This window comes from Rhodococcus sp. KBS0724 (assembly GCF_005938745.2).
Lineage (GTDB): Bacteria > Actinomycetota > Actinomycetes > Mycobacteriales > Mycobacteriaceae > Rhodococcus_F.
The window spans coordinates 4,435,446-4,456,648 of record NZ_VCBX02000001.1 but is presented as its reverse complement, the minus strand read 5'-3'; the positions used below and the strand labels follow the sequence as shown (position 1 = coordinate 4,456,648).

Here is a 21,203-nt window from a genome sequence, read left to right as displayed (position 1 = left end):
GTGCTGGAGAGGGTCGCTTCAGAGAAATGGGACGAAAGTCACATAGGCGGCATTCCGTCCAAAAACGGACACGGGACGAGGCGCTTCCGCTGACAGTTGTCTGCGAGTTACCCGTGAATCTGCTGGCAGTGGGTATTTCTTGAAATGCTCGCGGTTGGTGCGACAAAGAATTACTGCACTTTCGGATTTTAAACCTCTAAAATCGAGCAATTTTCGCGCTGGTTTTTTCAATAGGAACGACGTAGCGTCCATCGGTGCAATCAATCAGCTAGTTGAGTAGTGAAGTACAGGTAGCGAAGTGCAGGGCGGGGTTCCGAGCTGGGAAGCCGGAACGCAGTGCTGAGGGGCGGGATAGATCCCGCGGAGGGAAATCATGTCGGAACACAAGGGCCTGTGGGCTGATGCCTGGTCCGGGTTGGGGACCACGCACGGCGCTCGGCCGACAACACCTCGCCGCTTGAATCACGTCTTCGAAGCGAGTGCAGACTCGGTTCCGGACGCAATTGCGCTCGAGTGCGATGGATTTGCGATCACCTACCGTCAGCTCGAAGATCGATCGAATCAGCTGGCCCACTTGTTGATCGGTGAGGGTGTCGGGGCCGGCTCACGTGTTGCGATTTTCCTGAACCGTTCGGTGGATACCTATGTGAGCCTGTTGGGTGTGCTCAAGGCCGGCGGTACTTTCGTACCGATCGACCCGGGAGCGCCGTCCGATCGTGTCGCGTACGTGGTCGAGGACGCGGGAGTTCAGCTCGTGCTGACCTCGACAGAGTTGGCGCCGAACACCGAAGAGTGCAACGTAGCGCGGCTCACCCTCGACACGCAGGTAGCGGTGTTGAACTTCCAGCCATACCATCGGCCGATTCTGGACCAATCGGACCCCGATCCGGCCTGCTACATCCTGTACACATCGGGTTCGAGTGGCCGACCCAAAGGCGTCGAAGTAGCTCAGTCGAGTATCTGCAACTTCCTCGACGTGGTCCCTGACGTCTACGATGTTCAGCCGAATGATCGTGTCTACCAGGGCATGACAATTTCCTTCGACTTCTCGATCGAGGAGATCTGGCCTACCTGGGCACGCGGCGCAACAATCGTCGCCGGACCAACGGACAGTCGACGGCTGGGCGGCGAGTTGGCGGATTTCCTCGAAGAACGCGCCATCACGACGCTCTACTGCGTGCCGACGCTGCTTGCCACGATCCCACGCGACCTGCCCAAGATTCGTAACCTGCTGGTCGGTGGTGAAGCATGCCCACGTGAACTGGTGGAACGGTGGGCGCGTCCGGGGCGCAAGATCCTCAACACCTACGGACCGACCGAGGCGACGGTCACCGCGACGTGGGGCGAACTCCTGCCAGGTCGGACGGTGACGATCGGTCGCCCGTTGCCGACGTATTCCGTCGTGATTCTCGACGAGGCCCGCGGACTGGTTCCCCACGGTGAGGTCGGGGAAATCTGCATCGGCGGGCGCGGTGTTGCGCGTGGCTATGTCGGACGCCCCGACCTGACGGCAGACAAGTTCATCGATCACTTTTCCGTTCCGGCCGGTCAGAAGCTCTACCGGACCGGCGATCTCGGACGCTGGACACCCGACGGTGAGATCGAGTACCTGGGCCGCGCCGACGCCGAGGTCAAGATTCGTGGTCACCGCGTCGATCTCGGTGAGATCGAAAGTGTTCTCCTGGAACATCCGTCGGTGTCGGAGGCCGTAGTGGCGCTGGTCGCCGCGTCGGAAGGCGAGACGCCGTCCGAATTGTGCGCGTACATGGTGCTCGTCGACCCGGTGGAAGACGAGTACCTTGTCGGGGAACTCGCGAAAGCAGTGTCGCAACGCCTTCCGGCGTACATGGCACCGGCATTTGTCGACTTCATCCCCGCATTGCCCGTGATGCCCAGTGGCAAAGTGGATCGATCGAAGCTCCCCGACCCGACCCGGCGACGATTCTCGGCTCCGACAGGCCCGGTCATCGAACCGCGAAACGAGCAGGAAGCGGCAGTTCGCGATATCTGGGCCCGGGCGTTCGGCATACCGGCAGAAGAGATGTCGGTCGAAGCGAATTTCTTCGAGGATCTCGGTGGCCATTCGCTGCTGGCCGCAACGGTTGTCTCCGCTCTGCGTGAAAGCGGCATCGGTGCAACTCCGTCGATCCGCGATCTATACAGCCATCCCACGGTTCGCTCGATCACACACGCGCTGGGAGCAGTGGGCGCCCAGCATCCGATTGCCCCGAATGTGTCTGTCAAACACGCGGATACGGACGTGGCCCGCGCCGGCGGCATTCAGCTGGCAGTGATCTACCTGTTCCTGCTGATCACGACGCTTCCCGTCTCGTACGTCTACACGAAGAACGACGGTTTTGTGTCGGTGCCGGTCCTGTTCGAGATGTTGGCCGCGATCATGCTCACGTATCTCTGCGTGCGCTGGTTCCTGCCGGTGATCAGTGCGCGTCCACTTGCCGCCGGAATCAAGCCTGGGCGATACAAACTTTGGGGCCCGACGTATCTGCGACTGTGGACACTCGACCTGCTTCTCGCTGTCGGTGCTTTGCCGGTAGTCAGTGGATCGCCGTTGATGTCGATCTATCTCCGCATTCTCGGTGCGAGCGTCGGACATCGCACTACCATCGCGACATCCTCGATATCGTTGCCGACATTGGTCGAGATCGGTGACGGTGCATCGATCGGCTACGGCGCGACAATCAGGCCGTGGCGCGTCGAATCCGGTTCGGTGACGGTCGGGAAGATCGTCATCGAGTCAGGTGCATTTGTCGGCGCAAACGTGGTGCTCGAACCTGGATCGACCGTCGGGGCGCGCGCTGCGCTCGGCGATCAGTCGCTGCTTCCGACCGGGCACATCGTGCCGCAGGAGGCGCGGTGGGCGGGATCGCCGGCGGTGCCTGCCGAGTTCTTGGACCCGGCGGTGGAAACCATGATGCGGGCCGAAAGTGTCCGGACGCGTTGGAAAGTGCGTCACATCCTGGCAGCACTCGCCGGTCTGACGGCGCTCGAAGTGGGTGCCATTGCCCTGATGGTTCCCGGTATCGCGCTGGTCTGGGGTGCCCTCCTGGCATGGGGTGTGTTGGCGGGACTGGTGGCAACGTTGCTCACCGGACCGATTTTCGTGATCACGGTGTGCGTCTTTGTCGCGGTGAACAAGCGCCTCGTTCTTCGCAACGCACCTGCTGGAATGCATCCTGTCCGTTCGGGTCTGGGTATCCGCAAGTGGATGGTCGACAAGTTGCTCGAGTTCAGTTTGTTGTTCACGAACTCGCTGTACGCAACGCTCTACACCGCGCCGTGGTTGCGGTTGCTCGGGGCGGACATCGGCCGTGGCGCCGAGGTTTCCACCGTCTCGCATATCGACCCGGACATGCTCACCGTCGGCAAGGACAGCTTCATCGCCGACATGGCCAGCGTGGGAAGTGCGAGCTTCGCGAACGGCCGGATCATGTTCCAGCCCACCCGCATCGGTGATCGCACCTTCATCGGCAATGCCGCGGTGATTCCGTCCGGCATGGAGATCGGTGACAATGCGTTGATCGGTGTCGCGACGGTGCCGCCGGTGAACGGTGTTCCGGAAGGTACGTCCTGGCTCGGTTCGCCGGCCATCTTCCTGCCGAATCGCCAGGACAGCGGAGATTACGACGACGCGCTCATCTATACGCCGCCTCAGGATGTCGTGCGGGACCGCTACGTCATCGAGTTCTTCCGTGCGACCTTGCCGCCCACTGTTCTCGGCGTGAGCTTCTATCTCTATCTGTTGGTCTTGTCATCCCTGGCATTCGGGCGCGCACTTCCCGTTCCGGCGCTGGTTGCGCCTCTGGTCGCAATGGCGTCGAGCCTTGCGGTGATCGGATTCTGCGCAGCCGTGAAGCGAAACACCGTGGGACGATACAAGCCTCGAGTGGAACCACTGTGGAGCAAGTTCGTCCGACGATCCGAGTTCGCTACCGGGCTCTACGAAAGCGCAGCTGTCCCGATCGGCGTCGGAATGTTGGTGGGTACCCCGTTCCTGCCGATGGTGTTGCGGTGGTTCGGCGCGACAATCGGTAGGCGAGTGTGGTTCGGAACCACGTATCTCACCGAATTCGACCTGGTTCATGTCGGCGATGACGCCACCATCGGAACCGAGGCGTCGCTGCAGACACACCTGTTCGAGGACCGTGTCATGAAGATGTCCACGATCACCATCGCGGACGGGGCCAGCATCGGCACGCGTTCGATCATCCTCTACGACACGATTGTCGGCGAGGAAGCATCACTCAGTCCGCTGTCGTTGCTCATGAAGGGCGAAGAGCTTCCGGCGCACACGAGTTGGCGCGGAATTCCCGCCGAGGGGATTCGCGCCGACGACAGCTCGACTGTTGTCCTCGGTTCGAGCGTTCTCCTCGACAAGACTGCCGCCGACGTCATCGTCGATGAAGGAGTTTCCGCATGAAATGGGTATCGTTGTCCCGCAACAAGACTCGTCGAAGTACTACGTACAGCACGCGGCCACACCCGCGGGCACTCGTGTACCGCGGCCCGGCTTCGTTGCCGGGATGCCCGGAAGCCGTCGCAGACCTGCTGTCGTCGAGCGCCTGGAACTTCGACGTGCGCTTCGTCGGCCCCGACGAGGAGTTGCAGATCGACGAGTCCACACTCCATTCGGCTGCGCTGTATGCACAACCCGGCGGCGGTGACCTGGATGGCGCGTTCACGCACCTGCGCCGCCACGTTCCGGCGATCCAGCAGTTCGTACGATCCGGTGGACGGTACCTGGGATTCTGCCTCGGTGGTTACCTCGCGGGCCGGAGCCCGGGTTTCGAGCTGTTTCCCGGCGATGCGGACCAGTACGTCGCGCTGCAGAACGCCGAAGTGCATGACACAAAAGGTGCTGTGCTCGAAGTGGAGTGGAGCGGTCGGATCGAGGAAATGTACTTCCAGGACGGACCGTACTTCTCGCTCGATCGGCACTACCGGGATTACTACGATTCCGAAGCCGCCATTCTCGCGCGGTATCAGAACGGAAGTATCGCGGCGCTCAAGATCGACTACGGCAAAGGCCGGGTCGGGGTAGTCGGGCCGCATCCCGAAGCGGACGAATCCTGGTATCGGGGAGACGGTTTGCGTGAACCAGAGCACCTTGCGACCGATCTGGGTTACCGTTTGATCAACGCGGTGATGACCCGATGACAGTCAGTCCACTCGCGCCGACGGAACAGATCCCGGTAGTGGCAAAACAGCGACTTTTCGGGATCGACGCTGCCCGCGGTATCGCGCTGCTGGGAATGATGGCCGTCCACTCGCTGGTCGCGGTGGGCGACGACGGATCGCCGACGCTCTCGTACGGTATTGCGGCGGGGCGATCGTCGGCGTTGTTCGCAGTTCTGGCCGGTGTCGGAATTGCCTTCACGACCGGGCGGGCGCGTGTCGGCCGCGGTGATCGAGCCGCCGCCGCAGCGTCACTGGCAGCTCGCGCCGCGGCGGTCGGTGCCATCGGATTGATCATGGGATACGCCGAACCCGAACTTGCGGTTGTGATCCTGCCGTACTACGCGATACTTTTCGTCATCGCGATTCCGCTGGTTTTCTTGCCCACTCGCGTGGTCGCTGCGCTCGGATTGTTCATCGCGGTAGCAGTGCCGGCTGTCATCGAATTCTTCGGGACGTCGTTGCCTGCGCCGAGCTTGGACAATGTGACGGTGGTCGGCATCGTCGAGAATCCACTCGGATGGACCGTCGAACTGCTCTTGAACGGGGAGTTCCCGGCGCTTCCGTGGGCTGCATACATCTGTGCCGGCATTGTCATCGGCCGGTTGAAGTTGACGTCTGCCAACGTAGCCGGTTCCTTGTTGGTGCTCGGCTCCGCACTCGCGGTCGGCGCACGAATTCTGTCCGAGGTCTTGATCTTTCATCTCGGTGGACTCGATCACCTCATGGCGGGCAGCGCATTGTCGCGCGAGGAGATTCTCGACATCATCGACTACGGCGCGGACGGTTCGGTGTTCGGTTCGACGTGGTGGTGGCTTGCCGTCGACGGCCCGCACAGCAGTACGCCGTTGGACATCCTGGGAACCATCGGGTCGTCGATGGCCGTGATCGGGGCGATGCTGTTTCTCGGGCATCTGGCGGGGACACGGCTCGACATGCTGGTCAAGGTCGTGATGGTGCCTTTGGCTGCGGCCGGTTCGATGACCTTGACGCTGTACGTGCTTCACATCTGGTTCATCAATTCGAACTACGACACGTACGGCGCGTGGACGGGATACATCCTGCAGGTACTGGCAGCCCTTGCAATCGGACTCTTCGTGAAGCTGACTACCGGGCGTGGCCCATTGGAAGCCTTCGTGACGATGGTGGCAAATCGAAGCAAGCGGGCGGTTACGGAGAGGGCGTCGGCAACTGCTCCTGCGCACCAAGTGTGACCGTATCGATCAGATCGTGGCCCAGGTCGAACCGGATTCCGTCCGGATTGGTGAGACCGCGTGTGTACCAGGATCGCTCAGCCTCCGGGTGGGGTCCGACAACGCCGACGCGGCCGAGGCCGAAGTCGGCAACCACGGCTGCGACCTTTCCGTTGCGGTAGCGGGCCAAGACCTCCACCGGGGCATCGTCACGCAACACGAAAATCGGGCCGTCCTGGAAGAACATCGTGCGCTCCTCCTCCCGCCAGGAGACCGTGACGATCGTGTTGTTCGTTGTGTCGATCTCGGATTTCCGGGACGAGATGTATCGAGCCGTGTCGCCGGGGATGAGTCCGAAACCTGGTGTGGCTCCGGCCAAGTAACCGCCGAGGCAGAAACCGAGGTAGTGTCCGCCGGTTCGGACCCACTCTCGGATCGACTCCGCGTGTTGTTCCATGTGGATCCACGCCGACGAGAGTTCCCCGCCGCCAGGTTGTGCGTAGAGCGATGCGCTCGCCAACGTCGCCGCCGTCAACGGAACATCTTCGTCCGGACCGCAAAATGTGACGTCGTACGGATCGGATGAGGATTCGAGTAACCGAGCTACCGCCTCCGGGCAACCGGGCGAGGATGCCGGGCCGCGGTAGACCAATGCACGACGGGGACTGCTTCGGGTGGAATCGGCTGACGCGACAACAGTTCCGCCGATGGCGACCAGCGCGCCGGCCGCGACGAGGAAGGTGCGGCGATTCACAGGTTTACCTTATCGAACCCACGATTCGATCAGGTCGTCGCGTCCGGTGCCGGTACCACCCGCGTACCGTTACGGCGAAGCTTGGTTACCGATGACACCGGCAACCGCCGATACGAGAGTAGGACTGCGCACAATGTTGGAAGTCGATATCACTGCACTGGAAGCGGCGCTGGCGGCAGGTGAGCCGTTGATCGACGTGCGGGAGGCCGACGAGTTCGCTCAGGTACGCGTCCCCGGTGCCGTACTTATCCCGATGAGCGAGTTCGTATCGCGCATGGGGGAGATCCCCGATGCCGAGACGGTGTACGTGATCTGCGCAGTCGGTGGCCGCAGCCTGCAGGTTGCCGAGTACCTCCAGGGCCGCGGGATCAACGCAGTTTCGGTACGAGGCGGAACGATGGAGTGGCACCAGTCCGGGCGTCAGGTCGAAACCGGCGGCCTCTAGGCGGGCGCGGGCAACGCTCCGCTGCGAATGGAGTTCACGGTGCGCGCTGCCACTGTGGCCCAGATGGGGATGAGTACGAGCAGCAGCGCAGCGGCCACGGCGAGGATCAGTTGCGAACCGGTGGCGATACCGAAAGCGTTGGCGCCGACGGCGCAGGCCCCGATCGGGAAGGTGAAACTCCACCAGCCGAGGGAGAACGACAGCCCGCGTCGTAGTGCCCGGACCGTGACCGTCGTGACGGCGAGGAACGCAACGACGCCGAGTGTGCCGACCACAGTGCCGTACACAAGGCCGAAGGTGTGCAGGGCGTCGGCCGTGCCTGCGCCCACGGCGTGGCGCGCTGCGTCGGCCAAGAGATTGGCGGCGCCGATCGACTGCCCGATCACGCCCAGCGGGATCCACAGTGACGGAATGGCATTGAAGGGGATCGCGTCGACGCCGCGAGCACGGTTGGCGGCGAACTGCCGAGCGACGGCAACAACGATGACCAGTGCCGCCGAGAGTGCCAGGGCGAACATCACGTAACAGAACACGAGAACCGACGTACGGAGTGCACCTTCAGTCAGGTGCGACGTCACAGCCGCTCCCGTTGTGGCGGAAACCATCGGCGGTACGACGGGCATGAGCCAGAACGGCATGGCCGTCGCCATCCCGGCGTCGCGGACCAGACGCACCATCATGACGACGTACGTGCACAGCCCCAGGGTTGTGCCCAGCACCCAGAGCGCTATCGATATTGTCGCCGCCGCGCTGTGCCCCAGGTAGGTAGCGCCGGTGACACCGGTCGCGGATCCGACGGTCAGCAGGGCCATTGCCACAGCGCCGTAGAACGGGAACATCGCGGGGCTACGGAGGTAGGCGAGAGCCAGATCACGGTGGGTGATCCAATGCGCGGCAAAGGCGCCGATCAAGGTGATCAGGATGATCGCGGCCAGAAACCAGAAGAGTTCTGCCACGACCTGCAGAGCCGCAACCTCGTGTTGGAGGGACGCCGCTGCCACCGACACGATTCCCGTTCCCATCGCGGCCGCGAACCAGTTCGGCGTGATGTGGGCGAATGCGGACGGCGTAGCGGTGCTCATGTAATCCAGTGTGTCGGTGTTGGGTTTACCGACGGTAGAGGGCCTGTTGTTGAATGCCCACAAATGGCGCTTGTGGGTCTAATCTGAACTCATGTCGCTGTCCCCTCGAGTGCCGGAACTCGGTGCCCTCGACGTCCTGCTGTCCGTGGGCCGCCTCGGAAGCATGGGCGCTGCCGGTCGGGAGCACGGACTGAGCCAACAGGCTGTCAGCGCCCGGGTCAGATCGGTCGAACGTCAACTCGGGATCAAAGTCTTCGATCGCGCCGCAACCGGTGTTCGCCCGACGGCGGAAGGCGGGCTGATTCTCGAATGGGCCAGTCACATACTCGTCACAGCGGAAGAGATGGCGTCCGGAGTTGCGGCGCTGCGCGGCGAACGTGACGCAGCCGTGACGGTTGCGGCAAGTATGACCATCGCCGAATATCTCGTACCGGGGTGGACGGTGGCTATGCGCCACAAGTTCCCGAGCGTCGTAGCTTCGGTCAGTCTTCACAATTCTTCCGACGTCTCCGCGCAGGTTCAGGCAGGCCGAGCCGATATCGGTTTTGTCGAAGGTCCGGACGTACCGACCTCACTCGCGTCCTGTGAAGTGGCGCGTGACCATCTGGTTGTTGTTGTGCCGCCAAACCACGAATGGGCGCTCGGCGCTTCCGTTCCGGTTGAGGAGTTGGCCCGTACGCCGCTCATTCAACGGGAATCGGGATCTGGCACTCGACTGACACTCGAGAATGCGGTACCCGATTGTGCGCCACCGCTTCTCGAATTGACGTCGTGCACCGCCGTCAAGGCCGCAGTAGTGGCGGGCAACGCGCCGGCCGTGCTCTCGTCCTTGGCTGTTGCCGCTGATCTCACCGACGGCAGATTGGTGGCTGTGACCGTCGAAGGCCTACGGATGCCCCGCAGATTGCAGGCAGTCTGGGATCCGGTACGCGGATTGCGGGGCGCGGCCCGAGATTTTCTCGACATCGCACTCGGCTCCAACGCTGCCGTTCACTCGCGCTGACAGGTCAGACCGCGCCTTGGAAGCCGTGCTGGCGCCACGCTTCGTAGGTGACCAACGCTGCCGCGTTGGAGAGATTGAGTGAGCGTCGGCCGGGGAGCATCGGAATCCGCAGACGCTCGGTGATGTGCTCGTCGGCCAGAACTTCCTCGGACAGCCCCGTGGGTTCGGGGCCGAACAGCAGAACATCGCCACGTTCGTACGCGATGTCGGTATACGGCACCGTGGCATGCGCGGTGAAGGCAAACACCCGCGCCGGAGTGACAGCCTCCCACGCTGCGGCCAGGTTCTCGTGAACAGTCACGGTCGCCAAGTCGTGGTAGTCCAACCCTGCCCGCTTGAGCTTCGGTTCGGACAGGTCGAACCCGAGCGGGCCCACCAGGTGTAATTCACAACCGGTGCCGGCGACCATGCGGATCGCGTTACCGGTATTGGGTGGAATGCGGGGCTCGTGGAACATCACTCGGAACACCACCAAAACCCTACCGGGTACATCTGAGTCAGCTGCGAGGGCAGGTTTGCTCGATTCGGTTAACAAACCGGACAGTATGTGCAATTCTATGGGTCGCAATCTTCATAGAACGGACAAAATGAACACTCCAGCCGGTTGGAATCCCGACCCCATCGACCCCACCATCGACCGCTACTGGGATGGCCAGCAGTGGACAGCTCAAACCCGGCCCGGGGGCTCCAACGAACCGACACAGGTGTTCGGAGCACCAGGCTCGCCGCAGCCGGATCCCACAGCGCCGGAAGACGGGAAACGCCGCAAGTGGCCCTGGTTCGCCGGCGCCGCTGTTGCCGCGGTTGCCGCAATCGGAATTGCTGCCGGAACAGGGGAATCCGAAGAATCCACAACCCCTGCGGTGACGTCCTCCATCACCGCTTCCTCGACCACAGCGGCAGCAACCACCACAAAAACCACAACGGTGACAACAAAAGTCACGACGACAACTCTCGCGCCGGTCACCACGACCACGGTGGTGGTTCCCACCACCACGACAACAGTTGCCGTGGTCCCGTTGGTGCCGCAGGTGACCACGACGACCCAGTACGTTCCGCCTCCTCCCGCCTATACGCCGCCGAAGACAACCGAGCCCGCCTACATTCCGCCGCCGGTCAAGGTGCCTGACGCGGGGGTGTATTACGCGAACTGTTCAGCGGTCAAGGCTGCCGGTGCTGCGCCGATTTACCGCGGTGAGCCGGGTTACTCGTCGAAGCTCGACCGAGACAATGACGGCGTGGCCTGCGAGAGCTAGTCGAGTGCAGTGCTGTCGGTAGTGCGGGGCAGTATGTAGGCCATGGCTCTCGAAGAAACCGGCGACGTTGTCGGCGAAGACTATTCCGACGCGCGATTGTCCGGCAAGGTGTGGCGTCAGCGCACGTTCACGAATTGCATGTTCCGTGATGCAGACCTCACGGGCATGACGACGGAATCGGTTGTCTTCGACAATTGTGATTTCACCGGTGCGGATCTGGGGGAGTCGGAACACATCGGTAGCGCGTTCCGTTCCTGCAACTTCGCTCGGACCAGCCTGTGGCACAGCACTTTCCGCAATTGCAGTTTGATGGGCTCTACATTCGACGGATGTCGCATCCGGCCGTTGACGCTCGACGAGGTGGACTTCTCACTCACCTCGTTGGGCGGTGCGGATCTGCGGAAGATCGACTTCACGTCGTGCCGTTTCCGTGAAGCGAATCTCGTGCGTACGGATATGCGTGATGCGATTCTGGTGTCGGCGGATCTGTCCGGTGCCCGTACCGGTGGGCTCAAACTCGACGGTGCGGACCTGCGCGGCGCGCGTGTCGATCCGGGTCTGTGGACGTCTGCAGTCGTGGCAAACGCGAAGATCGAACTGATGCAGGCGGTGGCGTACGCGTCGGCGCACGGTTTGGTTGTCGACCTGTAAGGAACAGGAGTTGCCGTTCCGGGGGTCAGCGGATGAATTCTCGGGCGAGCAGATCCATGAGCAGTCCGTCCTTCCACACGCCGTGGCGATCGCGTGAGTATTCGCGCATCACCCCGACGTCCTTGAACCCGACCGATCGATAACACGCGATTGCCACGGTGTTCTCCACTTCCGGATCGATGATCAATCGGTGAAACTTCAGATCGTCGATCAGGTGCGCGCACAGAACGCGTATCGACTCGCGGCCGAATCCGCGTCCGTGGACAGCCGGATCGAGAAAAAGATCGAGCCCGGCATGGCGGAAGTCGGGGTTGTCCTCGTCGGCATACCACTGGATGAATCCGATCAGGGTGCCGTCGTGGAAAATGCTGTAGCGAGTGGTGCCGGGCTCCGGAGCGGCAGGCCAGTCGTCGGCCGGATTCTGCCACCACTCACGTACGTCGGGATGTAGATGGATGGCCCGCAATCGGGCGTGATCATCGGCGTCGACGGGCGTAAGAACCACCCTCGGGCCGCGTAGTTCCGGAGCCGTTGTCACGCATCGACCCTAACCTGGAACAATGGTCGCCGTGACTGCAACGATCCTGGACGGCAAAGCTACCCGCGACGAAATCTTCGAAGACCTGAAGGTGCGGGTGAACGCGCTGAAGGCAGCGGGTATCACGCCCGGACTTGGCACCATTCTCGTCGGCGACGACCCGGGATCCGCGGCGTACGTGCGGGGCAAGCACAACGACTGCGCCAAGGTCGGCATCAACTCCCTCCGCCGCGACCTGCCGGCCGACATCACGCAAGAGCAGCTCAACGCCACCATCGACGAACTCAACGCCAACCCCGAGTGCACCGGATACATCGTGCAGTTGCCGCTGCCCAAGCACCTCGACGAGAACGCAGCGCTCGAGCGCATCGATCCCGACAAGGACGCCGACGGCCTGCATCCGGTGAACCTCGGCCGTCTGGTTCTCGGCAAGGAAGCCCCGCTGCCGTGTACTCCGCGCGGAATCCTGCACCTGCTCCGCCGCTACGAGGTGCCGATCGCCGGCGCTCACGTCGTTGTTGTCGGGCGCGGTGTCACCGTCGGTCGCCCCATCGGACTGTTGCTGACGCGTCGTAGCGAGAACGCCACCGTCACGCTGTGCCACACCGGTACCCGCGACCTGGCTGCTGAAGTTCGTCGCGCAGACATCATCGTTGCAGCCGCGGGCGTTCCCGGACTCATCACCGCCGACATGGTCAAGCCGGGCGCAGCTGTGCTCGACGTCGGAGTCAGCCGCACCGACGACGGTTTGCGCGGCGATGTAGCTGCCGACGTCAACGACGTTGCGGGCTTCGTCTCGCCCAACCCCGGTGGAGTGGGTCCGCTGACCCGCGCATTCCTGATCACCAACGTGGTGGAGCGGGCCGAGCGAGTTCTGGCCGGAGTCTGACGCAGATGACCTCACCGGTTGGCCTCGTGAAGAAGAATCTGCCGATGATCACGGTTCTTGCCGTGATTGCAGCCGCGGTTGTTCTTGTCCTGGCCGACCGGTGGCGTCGCGGCTCGCTGGTCTTGGGGGTGGCGGTCATTATCGGCGCGGCCGCCCGTTGGTGTTTCCCGGAGAATCGAGTGGGACTGCTTGCGGTGCGAGGCAAGAAGTTCGATACGGCGGCGATGGGCGTCATGGGTGCGTTGATCGTGACTCTTGCCCTGACCATCGATCCACTCGGCACCGACTGAGGTTCAGCTGTAGAACGTCGCGACGTCTATCTCGCGCAACGGAATCCACTCTCCGCGTTCCTTCTTTGTGGTCGAGTTCCGCTTTCGTCCCTGCTTGGTTCGTAGCGTGACGGCAAGTGCAGGTTCTTCGTCGATCCGGCCCGCCAGCGCGTAGATCGCAGCAAGATGATGGACGCACGGGGCGCGCCGACTCGAACAGTCACACGTGGCGCTGCATTCGGAAAGATCCACGGCCACAGTGATATCGCGTGCCCGTAGATCCGCGACGACACTGTCCGGTAGTTCTCCGGTCGATACGGATCGGTTCGTGGTGCCACTTGCTCGAATCAGCCGCGCAGCGGTGTCGGATTGTGTTTTGTCCCAGAGCGGCACGCTGACAACAACAGTCGAGGTCTTTCCCTTCGCGGTGACCTGCGCGGCAAGCGTGCCCGCAGAAATATCCGTGAAGGTCACACCGCCGCCTCGGGCCAGTGTGCGTGCGGTGGGCAGGGCGGGGTTACGTCCGGACGTCGACGTTTGCTCGATCGTTCGCAACCACACGCGACCCCAGGCGGTCACTCCGAATTCTGTAGCCATCAGATGATCACCGCACCATCGAGTTCGAGTAGTTCACGTAGTTCACTGTCGGGAAGATCTGCGAGCGCTCCTTCGGAGTTTCCGGAAATAGATTCGGCTACAGCTCTTTTGGATTCGTGCATGGCGGCGATGTGATCTTCGACGGTTCCTCCGGTGACCAGGGTGTGGACGTTGACGGTGCGCTGCTGACCGATTCGATGGGCCCGGTCGGTGGCTTGGTCTTCCACAGCAGGGTTCCACCACCTGTCGTAGTGAACGACGTGACTGGCGCGGGTGAGATTGAGACCGAACCCGGCCGCTCGCAGGCTCAGAATGAGAACGGGCGATGATGCGTCGTCGGTTTGGAAGGCGTCGACCATGGCGTCGCGACTGGCAACATTCAGGCCGCCGTGGAGGAACGGAACGTCTGCGATGCCCAGCTCGGCCGTGAGGTGCTTCGACAGCAGTTCGCCCATCGTTCGGTACTGCGTGAACACCAGGGCCCGATCACCGTCGTCGACGATCTCGGCGAGCATTTCGGTTGCGCGATCGAACTTTCCGGAACGGCCACGCAGATCCTCGCTGTCGCCGGTGACTTGAGCGGGATGATTGCATACCTGTTTGAGAGTGGTGAGCAGTGCCAGGACGTTGCCGCGTCGGGCAATGCCGGTGCCCAATCCGGTATCGAACGCGTCGGAGACCGCTGCCCGGTAGATACGTGCCTGCTCCGACGTGAGTGTGCACTCGACGGTGGAGAACTGTTTCGGCGGAAGATCCTTGGCAACAGTATCTTTGGTGCGGCGCAGGACGTAGGGGTCGATGATCGTTGCCAACCTCGTTGCGGCGGACGCCGAGCGGCCGGATTCGATCGGGACGGCAAAACGCTGCCGAAAGCGTGCCCGCGTACCCAATACCGCGGGATTGGCGACGTGAAACAAACTCCACAACTCTTCGAGGCGGTTCTCGACCGGCGTGCCGGTCATCGCCAGCTTGACGGTGGCGTTGAGTCGCATAGCTGCCTTGGCAGCCAGCGAAGACGGATTCTTGATCTGCTGCGCCTCGTCGAAGACAGCCGACGCCCATGGCACGCTCTCCAATTCGTCTGTATCCGAACGTAAGACGCTGTAGCTGGTGAGCACCACGGTGCCTGCCGCTGGTTCGGCAGGAAGTGCGCGGCCGGACCCGTGATGCACGTGCAGGCTCAGGTGCGGGGCGAACCGGCCGAATTCGCGCCGCCAGTTTCCGATAACCGACGTCGGGCACACAACAAGATGAGGACCGTCGTCGGCTCTGATTGCGATCATCGAAATGGCTTGCAGTGTCTTACCCAGGCCCATCTCGTCGGCCAGTATGCCGCCACCGGTCTCGGTCAGCGACGTCAACCATTCCACGCCCTGAACCTGGTACGGACGCAAAGTTGCCTGAACCTGCGCACGATCGAGTGCGTCCACCAGAGTCTGCGCGTGGGTGAAGCGCTGCACCGACGCGGCAGCACTTCTGATGACAGTGTCGTCGCGGTAGAGAGCGGCGTGTCCGGCTGGTGGCATGGTGCCGGGCACGCCGCTCTCGATCGCTCGCTTCCAGGCGCGCACCGATTCTCCGATGCCGGGTTGATCTGCGTTCACAGCCTGCAATGCGGTTACTGCTTCGGCGAATTCGACGGTTTGAGTGTCGACGTCTACAGGCGTGATGACGCCGTCGACCGGTACTGCCATTCGGGCGACGGCGGCACTGCCGGTCGGGAGCCCCAACTCCGCAAGATGCCTGGCCGTATCCGGCATACCCCAGAACCCGAACGCCATATTTTCGGGAAGGTAGGTCGCCTGCAGCTGATCCGGGCACGGTTGAGTCACGAGCGTCGATGGTAGCCGTGATCGGTGAATAGGGGCCACGCTCTGCCGGAGAACCGAACCTTTCCTGCATCGGACGTGATAGTCATTGTCCGATGATCCAGATCGGTCCGTTGATCCCGTTCACCTGACACCTGCGAACAAGGAACCACATGAAGCGACGAATAAATCTCTCAGGCAGGCATTTTCGAGTGCTTGTCGCTGCTGTCGGTGTGGCAGTGCTGGCGTTGGCTACCGCAACCGGTGCCGCCGCCGCGCCGGTCGGTGTTCCCGTTGCACATCCTGGTGCCGTCACCATGTGGGGCGGGGCGGGCGATAATCAGCGCGACGGCGTCCCCGTTCGGGGTGGCTACACCGCACTTGCTGCCGGTGATCAGCATTCGGTGGCGTTGACCACCGACGGTCATATCACCGCGTGGGGACACAGTGCATGGGGAGAGCGTGACGGAGTTCCGACCGGCGGTGGTTTCACCGCGATCGCGGCAGGTGAGGACCACGCGGTAGCGCTCACCGCTGACGGTCACGTTGTCGCGTGGGGAAGTTCCGAATTCGGGCAACAGGACGATCTCCCGGCCCGTGGTGGTTTCACCAGGATTGCGGCCGGTACCTACCATGGGCTGGCGTTGACCCCCGAAGGAACAATCGTCGACTGGGGAAGCGAGGAGTACGGGCAGCGGGCCGAGGTTCCGACCGAAAGTGGGTTCACCGCTATCGCCGCCGGCAACTTCCATTCCCTGGCGCTGACTGCCGACGGTCATATCGTCATGTGGGGCGGCAGTGCCGAGGGGCAGCGTGACGGGCTGCCGACCGAGGGTGGGTTCACTGCGATCGCCGCCGGTGAGGACCATTCCCTCGCGTTGACCGCCGACGGTCACATCGTGATCTGGGGCAGCAACGAATACGGGCAGCGAGCCGGCACTCCGACCGGTGGTGGTTTCACCGCGATCGCCGGCGGCTTCCGTCATTCGGTGGCGCTGTCTGCCGACGGAACGATCACTGCGTGGGGCAACAACGAGAACGGGCAACTGGGCGGTGTCCCGACCGGAGACGGATACACCGCCATCGCGGCCGGGGCTTACCATTCGATCGCCCTCGGCGCGCAGACGGCGTCTACCGGATCACTGGGAAGCGTGACCGGTAGCTGAGTGCTCAACGAACCGTGCGGGCCAACTCCATTGTCCGGCGCAGCAATTTTGCCACGGCGTCGGCTTCGGTGAGGAAACCGTCGTGCCCGTCCTTGGAGTTCAGGATTTCGAGGCCGGTGCACGTCGGGATTCCGGCCGCGATCTCTTCCTGCAGGCGCAGCGGGTAGAGCCGATCGGAATCGACTCCGCCGACAACTACCGGAACTGTGATCGACGCCAATGCCGCCGCGACTCCACCGCGTCCGCGGCCAATGTCATGACGGTTCATGGCCTCGGTCAACAACACGTAGGTGCTGGGATCGAAACGCGACACGAGCTTGTCTGCCTGATGTTCGAGGTAGCTCTGAACCGCGTATCGACCACCGTTCCAGGGGTTTTCATGTCCTTGGGCGGTGTTCTCGAACCGGGTGTCGAGTTCCGATTCGGCGCGGTAGGTGAGGTGCGCGATGCGCCTGGCGATCCCGAGTCCGGCGCGGGGAGTTCGTCCGGTCCCGTGGTAATCGCCGCCCTGCCAATCGGGGTCGGACATGATGGCGGCGATTTGTGTTGTCTGGGTACCGATTTGATCGGCAGTGGCGCGTGAACCCGTGGCCAAGACCAGTGCGGAGTTCAGATTCTCCGGGTACGACACGGCCCATTCGAGGGTCCGCATGCCGCCCATGGAGCCGCCGACCACTGAAGCAAGCCGATCGATACCGAGCAGGTCGATCAGCTTCTTTTCGGCTGCGACCTGATCGCGAATGGAGATGCCCGGAAACCGGCTACCCCACGGCTTGCCGTCCTCGGCAAGCGAACTCGGACCGGTGGTACCACGGCAACCGCCCAGAACATTGGTTGCAATGACACACCATTCGCCGGTGTCGACAGGTTCGCCGGGGCCCACCATCCCGTTCCACCAACCGGGGGAGGGCTGGGTGTCGGATGCCGGGCCGGTGACGTGTGAGTCTCCGGTCAGCGCATGCTCGACCAGAACGACGTTGTCGCGGTTCGGAGACAGCTCACCCCATCGTTGAACTGCAAGTGATACCGACGGCAACACTGCACCGTTCTCGAGCTGCAGTGAGCCGATGTCGACGGTTCCGACCCGGCCGTCCGGCGGTGGCAGGATATCGGCGACCTTCGTCTGGGCTTCGTTGACGGTCAAGATGCCGCCGCCGCGGTGAGGCCGGTTTCGAGGTCGGCGAGGATATCGGTGATGCCTTCGATTCCGACGGCGAGTCGGACGAGTCCGGGCGTGACGCCGGCCGCGAGCTGTTCCGCGGGGGTGAGTTGGGCGTGGGTGGTGGAGGCTGGGTGGATGACGAGGGAGCGGACGTCACCGATGTTGGCGACATGGCTGTGCAGGGTGAGGGCGTTGACGAACTTCTTGCCTGCGTCGACACCGCCGGGCAGCTCGAAGGTGACGATGGCGCCGGTTCCCTTGGGGGTCAGTTGCTTTCCGCGTTCGTACCACGGCGAGGAGGGGAGTCCGGCGTAGGAGACGGATGCAACGGCGGGGTGGCCTTCGAGGAATTCGGCCACCTGCTTTGCGTTGGCGACATGGCGTTCGATGCGCAGGCTCAAGGTTTCGATGCCTTGGGCGATGAGGAACGCGTTGAACGGTGCCACGGCGGAGCCGAGGTCGCGCAAGAGCTGTACGCGGGCCTTGAGTGCGTACGCGGGTGCGCCGAGGTCGGCGAAGGTGACGCCGTTGTAGCTCGGGTCGGGGGTGGTGAAGTTGGTGTGCCGTCCCTGGGTCCAGTCGAAGGTTCCGCCGTCGACGATGACGCCGGCGATAGCGGTGCCGTGCCCGCCGAGGTATTTGGTGGCGGAGTGCAGGACGATGTCCGCGCCGTGTTCGAGGGGGCGGAGCAGGTACGGGGTGGCGACGGTGTTGTCGACGATCAGCGGGAGCCCGTTCTCATGGGCGAGGGCGCTGATGCCGGGGATGTCGAGGATGTGGTTCTTGGGGTTGGCGATGGTTTCACCGAAGAACGCTTTGGTGTTGGGGCGGATGGCAGCTGCCCACTGGTCGAGGTTGTCCGGATCCTCGACGAAGGTGGTTTCGATGCCGAGCTTGCGAAGCGTGTAATGCAGGAGGTTGTACGTGCCGCCGTAGAGGTAGGGCGAGGCGACGATGTGGTCTCCGGCTTCGGCGAGGTTCAGGATCGCGAGGGTCTCGGCAGCCTGACCCGACGACAGGAGGAGCGCGGCGACTCCACCTTCGAGTGCGGCGATGCGTTGCTCGACGGCATCCTGCGTCGGATTCATGATGCGCGTGTAGATGTTGCCCGGCTCGGCCAGACCGAACAGCGCGGCAGCGTGATCGGTGTTGTCGAACACGTAGCTGGTTGTCTGGTAGATCGGCAGAGCGCGTGCGTTGGTCGCGGTGTCTGCGGTTTGTCCGGCGTGGACCTGCTTGGTCTCGAAGGACCAGTTAGCTGAGATGTCGGTCATGATTTGTGTACTCCAGTGGTCTGACGGATAGCTGTCGGACGGGGGCGAATGATCGCCGCCCCGTGCTGGGGTCTATCTACAAGTGCGACACATACTGAAAAACCTCCGTGGGGCTCGGCCCGGTCTGGGGTCCGTCCCTGTCGGACCCGCGCTTGTCGCCTGGAAATCCGGTGAAGCTGCAACTGCGCAGTTTCGCCTCGAGGCGACCTGGTCATCACCCGGGGCACCCCACCGCGGTTGGAGGGTTGCCGTCCAGCGAGCCGGGGCTTGACGCTGGTACTCATGACCGAGCTGAATTCTACCGGGAGTGAAGCCGACGCATGACGCGGGTCGAAGTGTGCGGTGTCACCAGTCACCATTCGGCGCGAGGGTGCCCACTAGCAGGCAAAAGTTACCGGTCGGTAGCGACTCGGAGGAGGGGCTGCCGGTTGCGGTCCCGAGGGTTAGCAGTACGCTTGTCTTGTTTGGGACTCATCTCCCGGGATCAGTCCACACAGTCTAGGTTTGATAATCGAACCGTTCGCGGACCCACTCACAAAGTGTGACCGCAACCGTGTAACCAGGGGAAACTTCCTAGGAGGACGCGAAGCACCCATGTCCAAAATAAAGGTTGAGGGCACCGTCGTCGAACTCGACGGCGACGAGATGACACGCATTATCTGGCAGTTCATCAAAGACAAGTTGATCCACCCGTACCTCGATGTGAACCTCGAGTACTACGACCTCGGTATCGAGTACCGCGACGAGACGGATGACCAGGTCACCATCGATGCCGCACACGCGATCCAGAAGCACGGCGTGGGCGTCAAGTGCGCCACCATCACGCCGGACGAGGCACGTGTCGAGGAATTCGGTCTCAAGAAGATGTGGCGTTCCCCCAACGGAACGATCCGCAACATTCTCGGCGGCACGATCTTCCGTGCACCGATCATCATCTCGAACGTTCCGCGACTCGTCCCGGGCTGGACCAAGCCGATCATCATCGGCCGTCACGCATTCGGTGACCAGTACCGCGCCACAGACTTCAAGGTCCCCGGCCCCGGCAAGGTGATGATCACCTACACGCCTGAGGACGGAAGCGCACCGATCGAGCACGAACTGGTCAACTTCCCCGAGAATGGCGGCATCGTCCAGGGGCAGTACAACTTCAACGATTCCATTCGTGACTTCGCTCGCGCGTCGCTCACCTATGGTCTGCAGCAGAACTACCCGGTGTACCTGTCCACCAAGAACACCATTCTCAAGGCGTACGACGGTGCCTTCAAGGACATCTTCCAGCACGTCTACGAGACCGAGTTCAAGGCCGAGTTCGATGCCGCAGGTCTGACCTACGAGCACCGCCTCATCGACGACATGGTCGCTTCCGCACTCAAGTGGGAGGGCGGCTACGTCTGGGCATGCAAGAACTACGACGGCGACGTCCAGTCCGACACCGTGGCCCAGGGCTTCGGCTCGCTCGGCCTCATGACGTCGGTTCTGCTGACACCGGACGGAAAGACCTGTGAGGCAGAAGCTGCTCACGGCACCGTGACGCGTCACTACCGTCAGCACCAGCAGGGCAAGCCCACCTCGACCAACCCGATCGCGTCCATCTTCGCGTGGACCCGTGGGCTCGAGCACCGTGGCAAGCTCGACAGCACCCCTGAGGTCATCGGCTTCGCGCAGCAGCTCGAAGACGTTGTCATCAAGACCGTCGAAAGCGGCCAGATGACCAAGGACCTCTCGATGCTGGTCGGCGGCGACCAGGGTTACCTGACCACCGAAGAATTCCTCGGTGCGCTCGACGTGAACCTGCAGAAGTCGATGGCAGCCAAGTAGTAAGTTCCACAGCTTCACCTTCAGATGGGACGCCCGGGCACTCCGGGCGTCCCATCTGTGTCTGCTCTGTGTCTGCGGTCTCACGTGAGCGAACTCACCGGCTCT

19 protein-coding genes and 1 riboswitch are annotated in these 21,203 nt (G+C 62.7%); of the genes, 11 read left to right on the top strand and 8 right to left on the bottom strand.

Annotated elements, in window-relative coordinates; genetic code table 11:
• Positions 1–373: 373 nt before the first annotated feature.
• The 3 genes from FFI94_RS20585 to FFI94_RS20575 are packed head-to-tail and all read left to right on the top strand — an operon-like array spanning position 374 to position 6,407.
• Positions 374–4,438, top strand: a complete 4,065-nt coding sequence (locus FFI94_RS20585) for a Pls/PosA family non-ribosomal peptide synthetase (protein ID WP_138869461.1) — start codon at positions 374–376, stop codon at positions 4,436–4,438.
• On the top strand, positions 4,435–5,175 hold the full coding sequence (locus FFI94_RS20580; protein ID WP_138869460.1) for a BPL-N domain-containing protein: 741 nt from the start codon (positions 4,435–4,437) through the stop codon (positions 5,173–5,175). The genes FFI94_RS20585 and FFI94_RS20580 overlap by 4 nt, the downstream gene beginning before the upstream one ends.
• Positions 5,172–6,407: a heparan-alpha-glucosaminide N-acetyltransferase domain-containing protein gene (locus FFI94_RS20575; protein WP_138869459.1), complete on the top strand. Its 1,236-nt coding sequence runs from the start codon at positions 5,172–5,174 to the stop codon at positions 6,405–6,407. The genes FFI94_RS20580 and FFI94_RS20575 overlap by 4 nt, the downstream gene beginning before the upstream one ends.
• On the opposite strand, the gene FFI94_RS20570 is transcribed toward FFI94_RS20575, so the two are convergent.
• Entirely contained in the window at positions 6,364–7,140 is a 777-nt protein-coding gene (locus FFI94_RS20570; RefSeq protein ID WP_260684219.1) for a BPL-N domain-containing protein, read from the bottom strand. The two genes, FFI94_RS20575 and FFI94_RS20570, sit on opposite strands and share 44 nt — an antisense overlap.
• A 133-nt stretch (positions 7,141–7,273) precedes the next feature.
• Between FFI94_RS20570 and FFI94_RS20565 the strand changes: the two genes are divergently transcribed.
• Positions 7,274–7,585, top strand: a complete 312-nt coding sequence (locus tag FFI94_RS20565) for a rhodanese-like domain-containing protein (RefSeq protein ID WP_138869458.1) — start codon at positions 7,274–7,276, stop codon at positions 7,583–7,585.
• Here the strand turns inward: FFI94_RS20565 and FFI94_RS20560 are convergent.
• Positions 7,582–8,667: a TDT family transporter gene (locus tag FFI94_RS20560; protein WP_138869457.1), complete on the bottom strand. Its 1,086-nt coding sequence runs from the start codon at positions 8,665–8,667 to the stop codon at positions 7,582–7,584. The genes FFI94_RS20565 and FFI94_RS20560 overlap by 4 nt on opposite strands.
• Positions 8,668–8,758: 91 nt before the next feature.
• Here FFI94_RS20560 and FFI94_RS20555 point away from each other — a divergent pair, with 91 nt between their 5' ends.
• The gene (locus FFI94_RS20555) at positions 8,759–9,670 is read left to right on the top strand and encodes a LysR family transcriptional regulator (protein WP_138869456.1); all 912 of its coding nucleotides are present in this window, start codon (positions 8,759–8,761) and stop codon (positions 9,668–9,670) included.
• A 4-nt stretch (positions 9,671–9,674) separates the two neighbouring features.
• On the opposite strand, the gene FFI94_RS20550 is transcribed toward FFI94_RS20555, so the two are convergent.
• Positions 9,675–10,139 (bottom strand): tRNA (cytidine(34)-2'-O)-methyltransferase, encoded by a 465-nt coding sequence (locus FFI94_RS20550; RefSeq protein WP_138869455.1) that lies wholly within the window; start codon positions 10,137–10,139, stop codon positions 9,675–9,677.
• 118 nt (positions 10,140–10,257) lie between these two features.
• Here FFI94_RS20550 and FFI94_RS20545 point away from each other — a divergent pair, with 118 nt between their 5' ends.
• Positions 10,258–10,926 (top strand): excalibur calcium-binding domain-containing protein, encoded by a 669-nt coding sequence (locus FFI94_RS20545; RefSeq protein WP_138869454.1) that lies wholly within the window; start codon positions 10,258–10,260, stop codon positions 10,924–10,926.
• A 42-nt stretch (positions 10,927–10,968) separates the two neighbouring features.
• Positions 10,969–11,577 (top strand): pentapeptide repeat-containing protein, encoded by a 609-nt coding sequence (locus tag FFI94_RS20540; RefSeq protein WP_138869453.1) that lies wholly within the window; start codon positions 10,969–10,971, stop codon positions 11,575–11,577.
• Between the two features lie 25 nt (positions 11,578–11,602).
• On the opposite strand, the gene FFI94_RS20535 is transcribed toward FFI94_RS20540, so the two are convergent.
• Positions 11,603–12,082 (bottom strand): GNAT family N-acetyltransferase, encoded by a 480-nt coding sequence (locus FFI94_RS20535; RefSeq protein ID WP_138873313.1) that lies wholly within the window; start codon positions 12,080–12,082, stop codon positions 11,603–11,605.
• 64 nt (positions 12,083–12,146) lie between these two features.
• Here FFI94_RS20535 and FFI94_RS20530 point away from each other — a divergent pair, with 64 nt between their 5' ends.
• Together FFI94_RS20530 and FFI94_RS20525 are read left to right on the top strand one after the other, a co-directional pair.
• Positions 12,147–13,004, top strand: a complete 858-nt coding sequence (locus tag FFI94_RS20530) for a bifunctional methylenetetrahydrofolate dehydrogenase/methenyltetrahydrofolate cyclohydrolase (protein WP_185993267.1) — start codon at positions 12,147–12,149, stop codon at positions 13,002–13,004.
• Between the two features lie 5 nt (positions 13,005–13,009).
• Positions 13,010–13,294, top strand: coding sequence for a DUF3017 domain-containing protein (locus tag FFI94_RS20525; protein ID WP_138869451.1), 285 nt, complete (start codon positions 13,010–13,012; stop codon positions 13,292–13,294).
• 3 nt (positions 13,295–13,297) lie between these two features.
• Here FFI94_RS20525 and FFI94_RS20520 read toward each other — a convergent pair whose 3' ends face one another.
• Entirely contained in the window at positions 13,298–13,870 is a 573-nt protein-coding gene (locus FFI94_RS20520) for a hypothetical protein (protein ID WP_138869450.1), read from the bottom strand.
• On the bottom strand, positions 13,870–15,702 hold the full coding sequence (locus FFI94_RS20515) for a DEAD/DEAH box helicase (RefSeq protein WP_260684217.1): 1,833 nt from the start codon (positions 15,700–15,702) through the stop codon (positions 13,870–13,872). Before FFI94_RS20515 ends, FFI94_RS20520 begins: the two co-directional genes overlap by 1 nt.
• Before the next feature lie 149 nt (positions 15,703–15,851).
• Between FFI94_RS20515 and FFI94_RS20510 the strand changes: the two genes are divergently transcribed.
• Positions 15,852–16,844, top strand: a complete 993-nt coding sequence (locus FFI94_RS20510) for a hypothetical protein (RefSeq protein ID WP_138869449.1) — start codon at positions 15,852–15,854, stop codon at positions 16,842–16,844.
• A gap of 4 nt (positions 16,845–16,848) precedes the next feature.
• On the opposite strand, the gene FFI94_RS20505 is transcribed toward FFI94_RS20510, so the two are convergent.
• Both FFI94_RS20505 and FFI94_RS20500 read right to left on the bottom strand, forming a co-directional pair.
• Positions 16,849–17,952, bottom strand: coding sequence for a homoserine O-acetyltransferase (locus tag FFI94_RS20505; protein ID WP_397495575.1), 1,104 nt, complete (start codon positions 17,950–17,952; stop codon positions 16,849–16,851).
• A gap of 32 nt (positions 17,953–17,984) precedes the next feature.
• On the bottom strand, positions 17,985–19,280 hold the full coding sequence (locus FFI94_RS20500; RefSeq protein WP_138869447.1) for a bifunctional o-acetylhomoserine/o-acetylserine sulfhydrylase: 1,296 nt from the start codon (positions 19,278–19,280) through the stop codon (positions 17,985–17,987).
• Positions 19,281–19,423: 143 nt separating this feature from the next.
• Positions 19,424–19,568, bottom strand: a riboswitch (SAM riboswitch).
• 306 nt (positions 19,569–19,874) lie between these two features.
• Between FFI94_RS20500 and FFI94_RS20495 the strand changes: the two genes are divergently transcribed.
• On the top strand, positions 19,875–21,098 hold the full coding sequence (locus tag FFI94_RS20495; RefSeq protein WP_138869446.1) for an NADP-dependent isocitrate dehydrogenase: 1,224 nt from the start codon (positions 19,875–19,877) through the stop codon (positions 21,096–21,098).
• Positions 21,099–21,203: the final 105 nt, after the last annotated feature.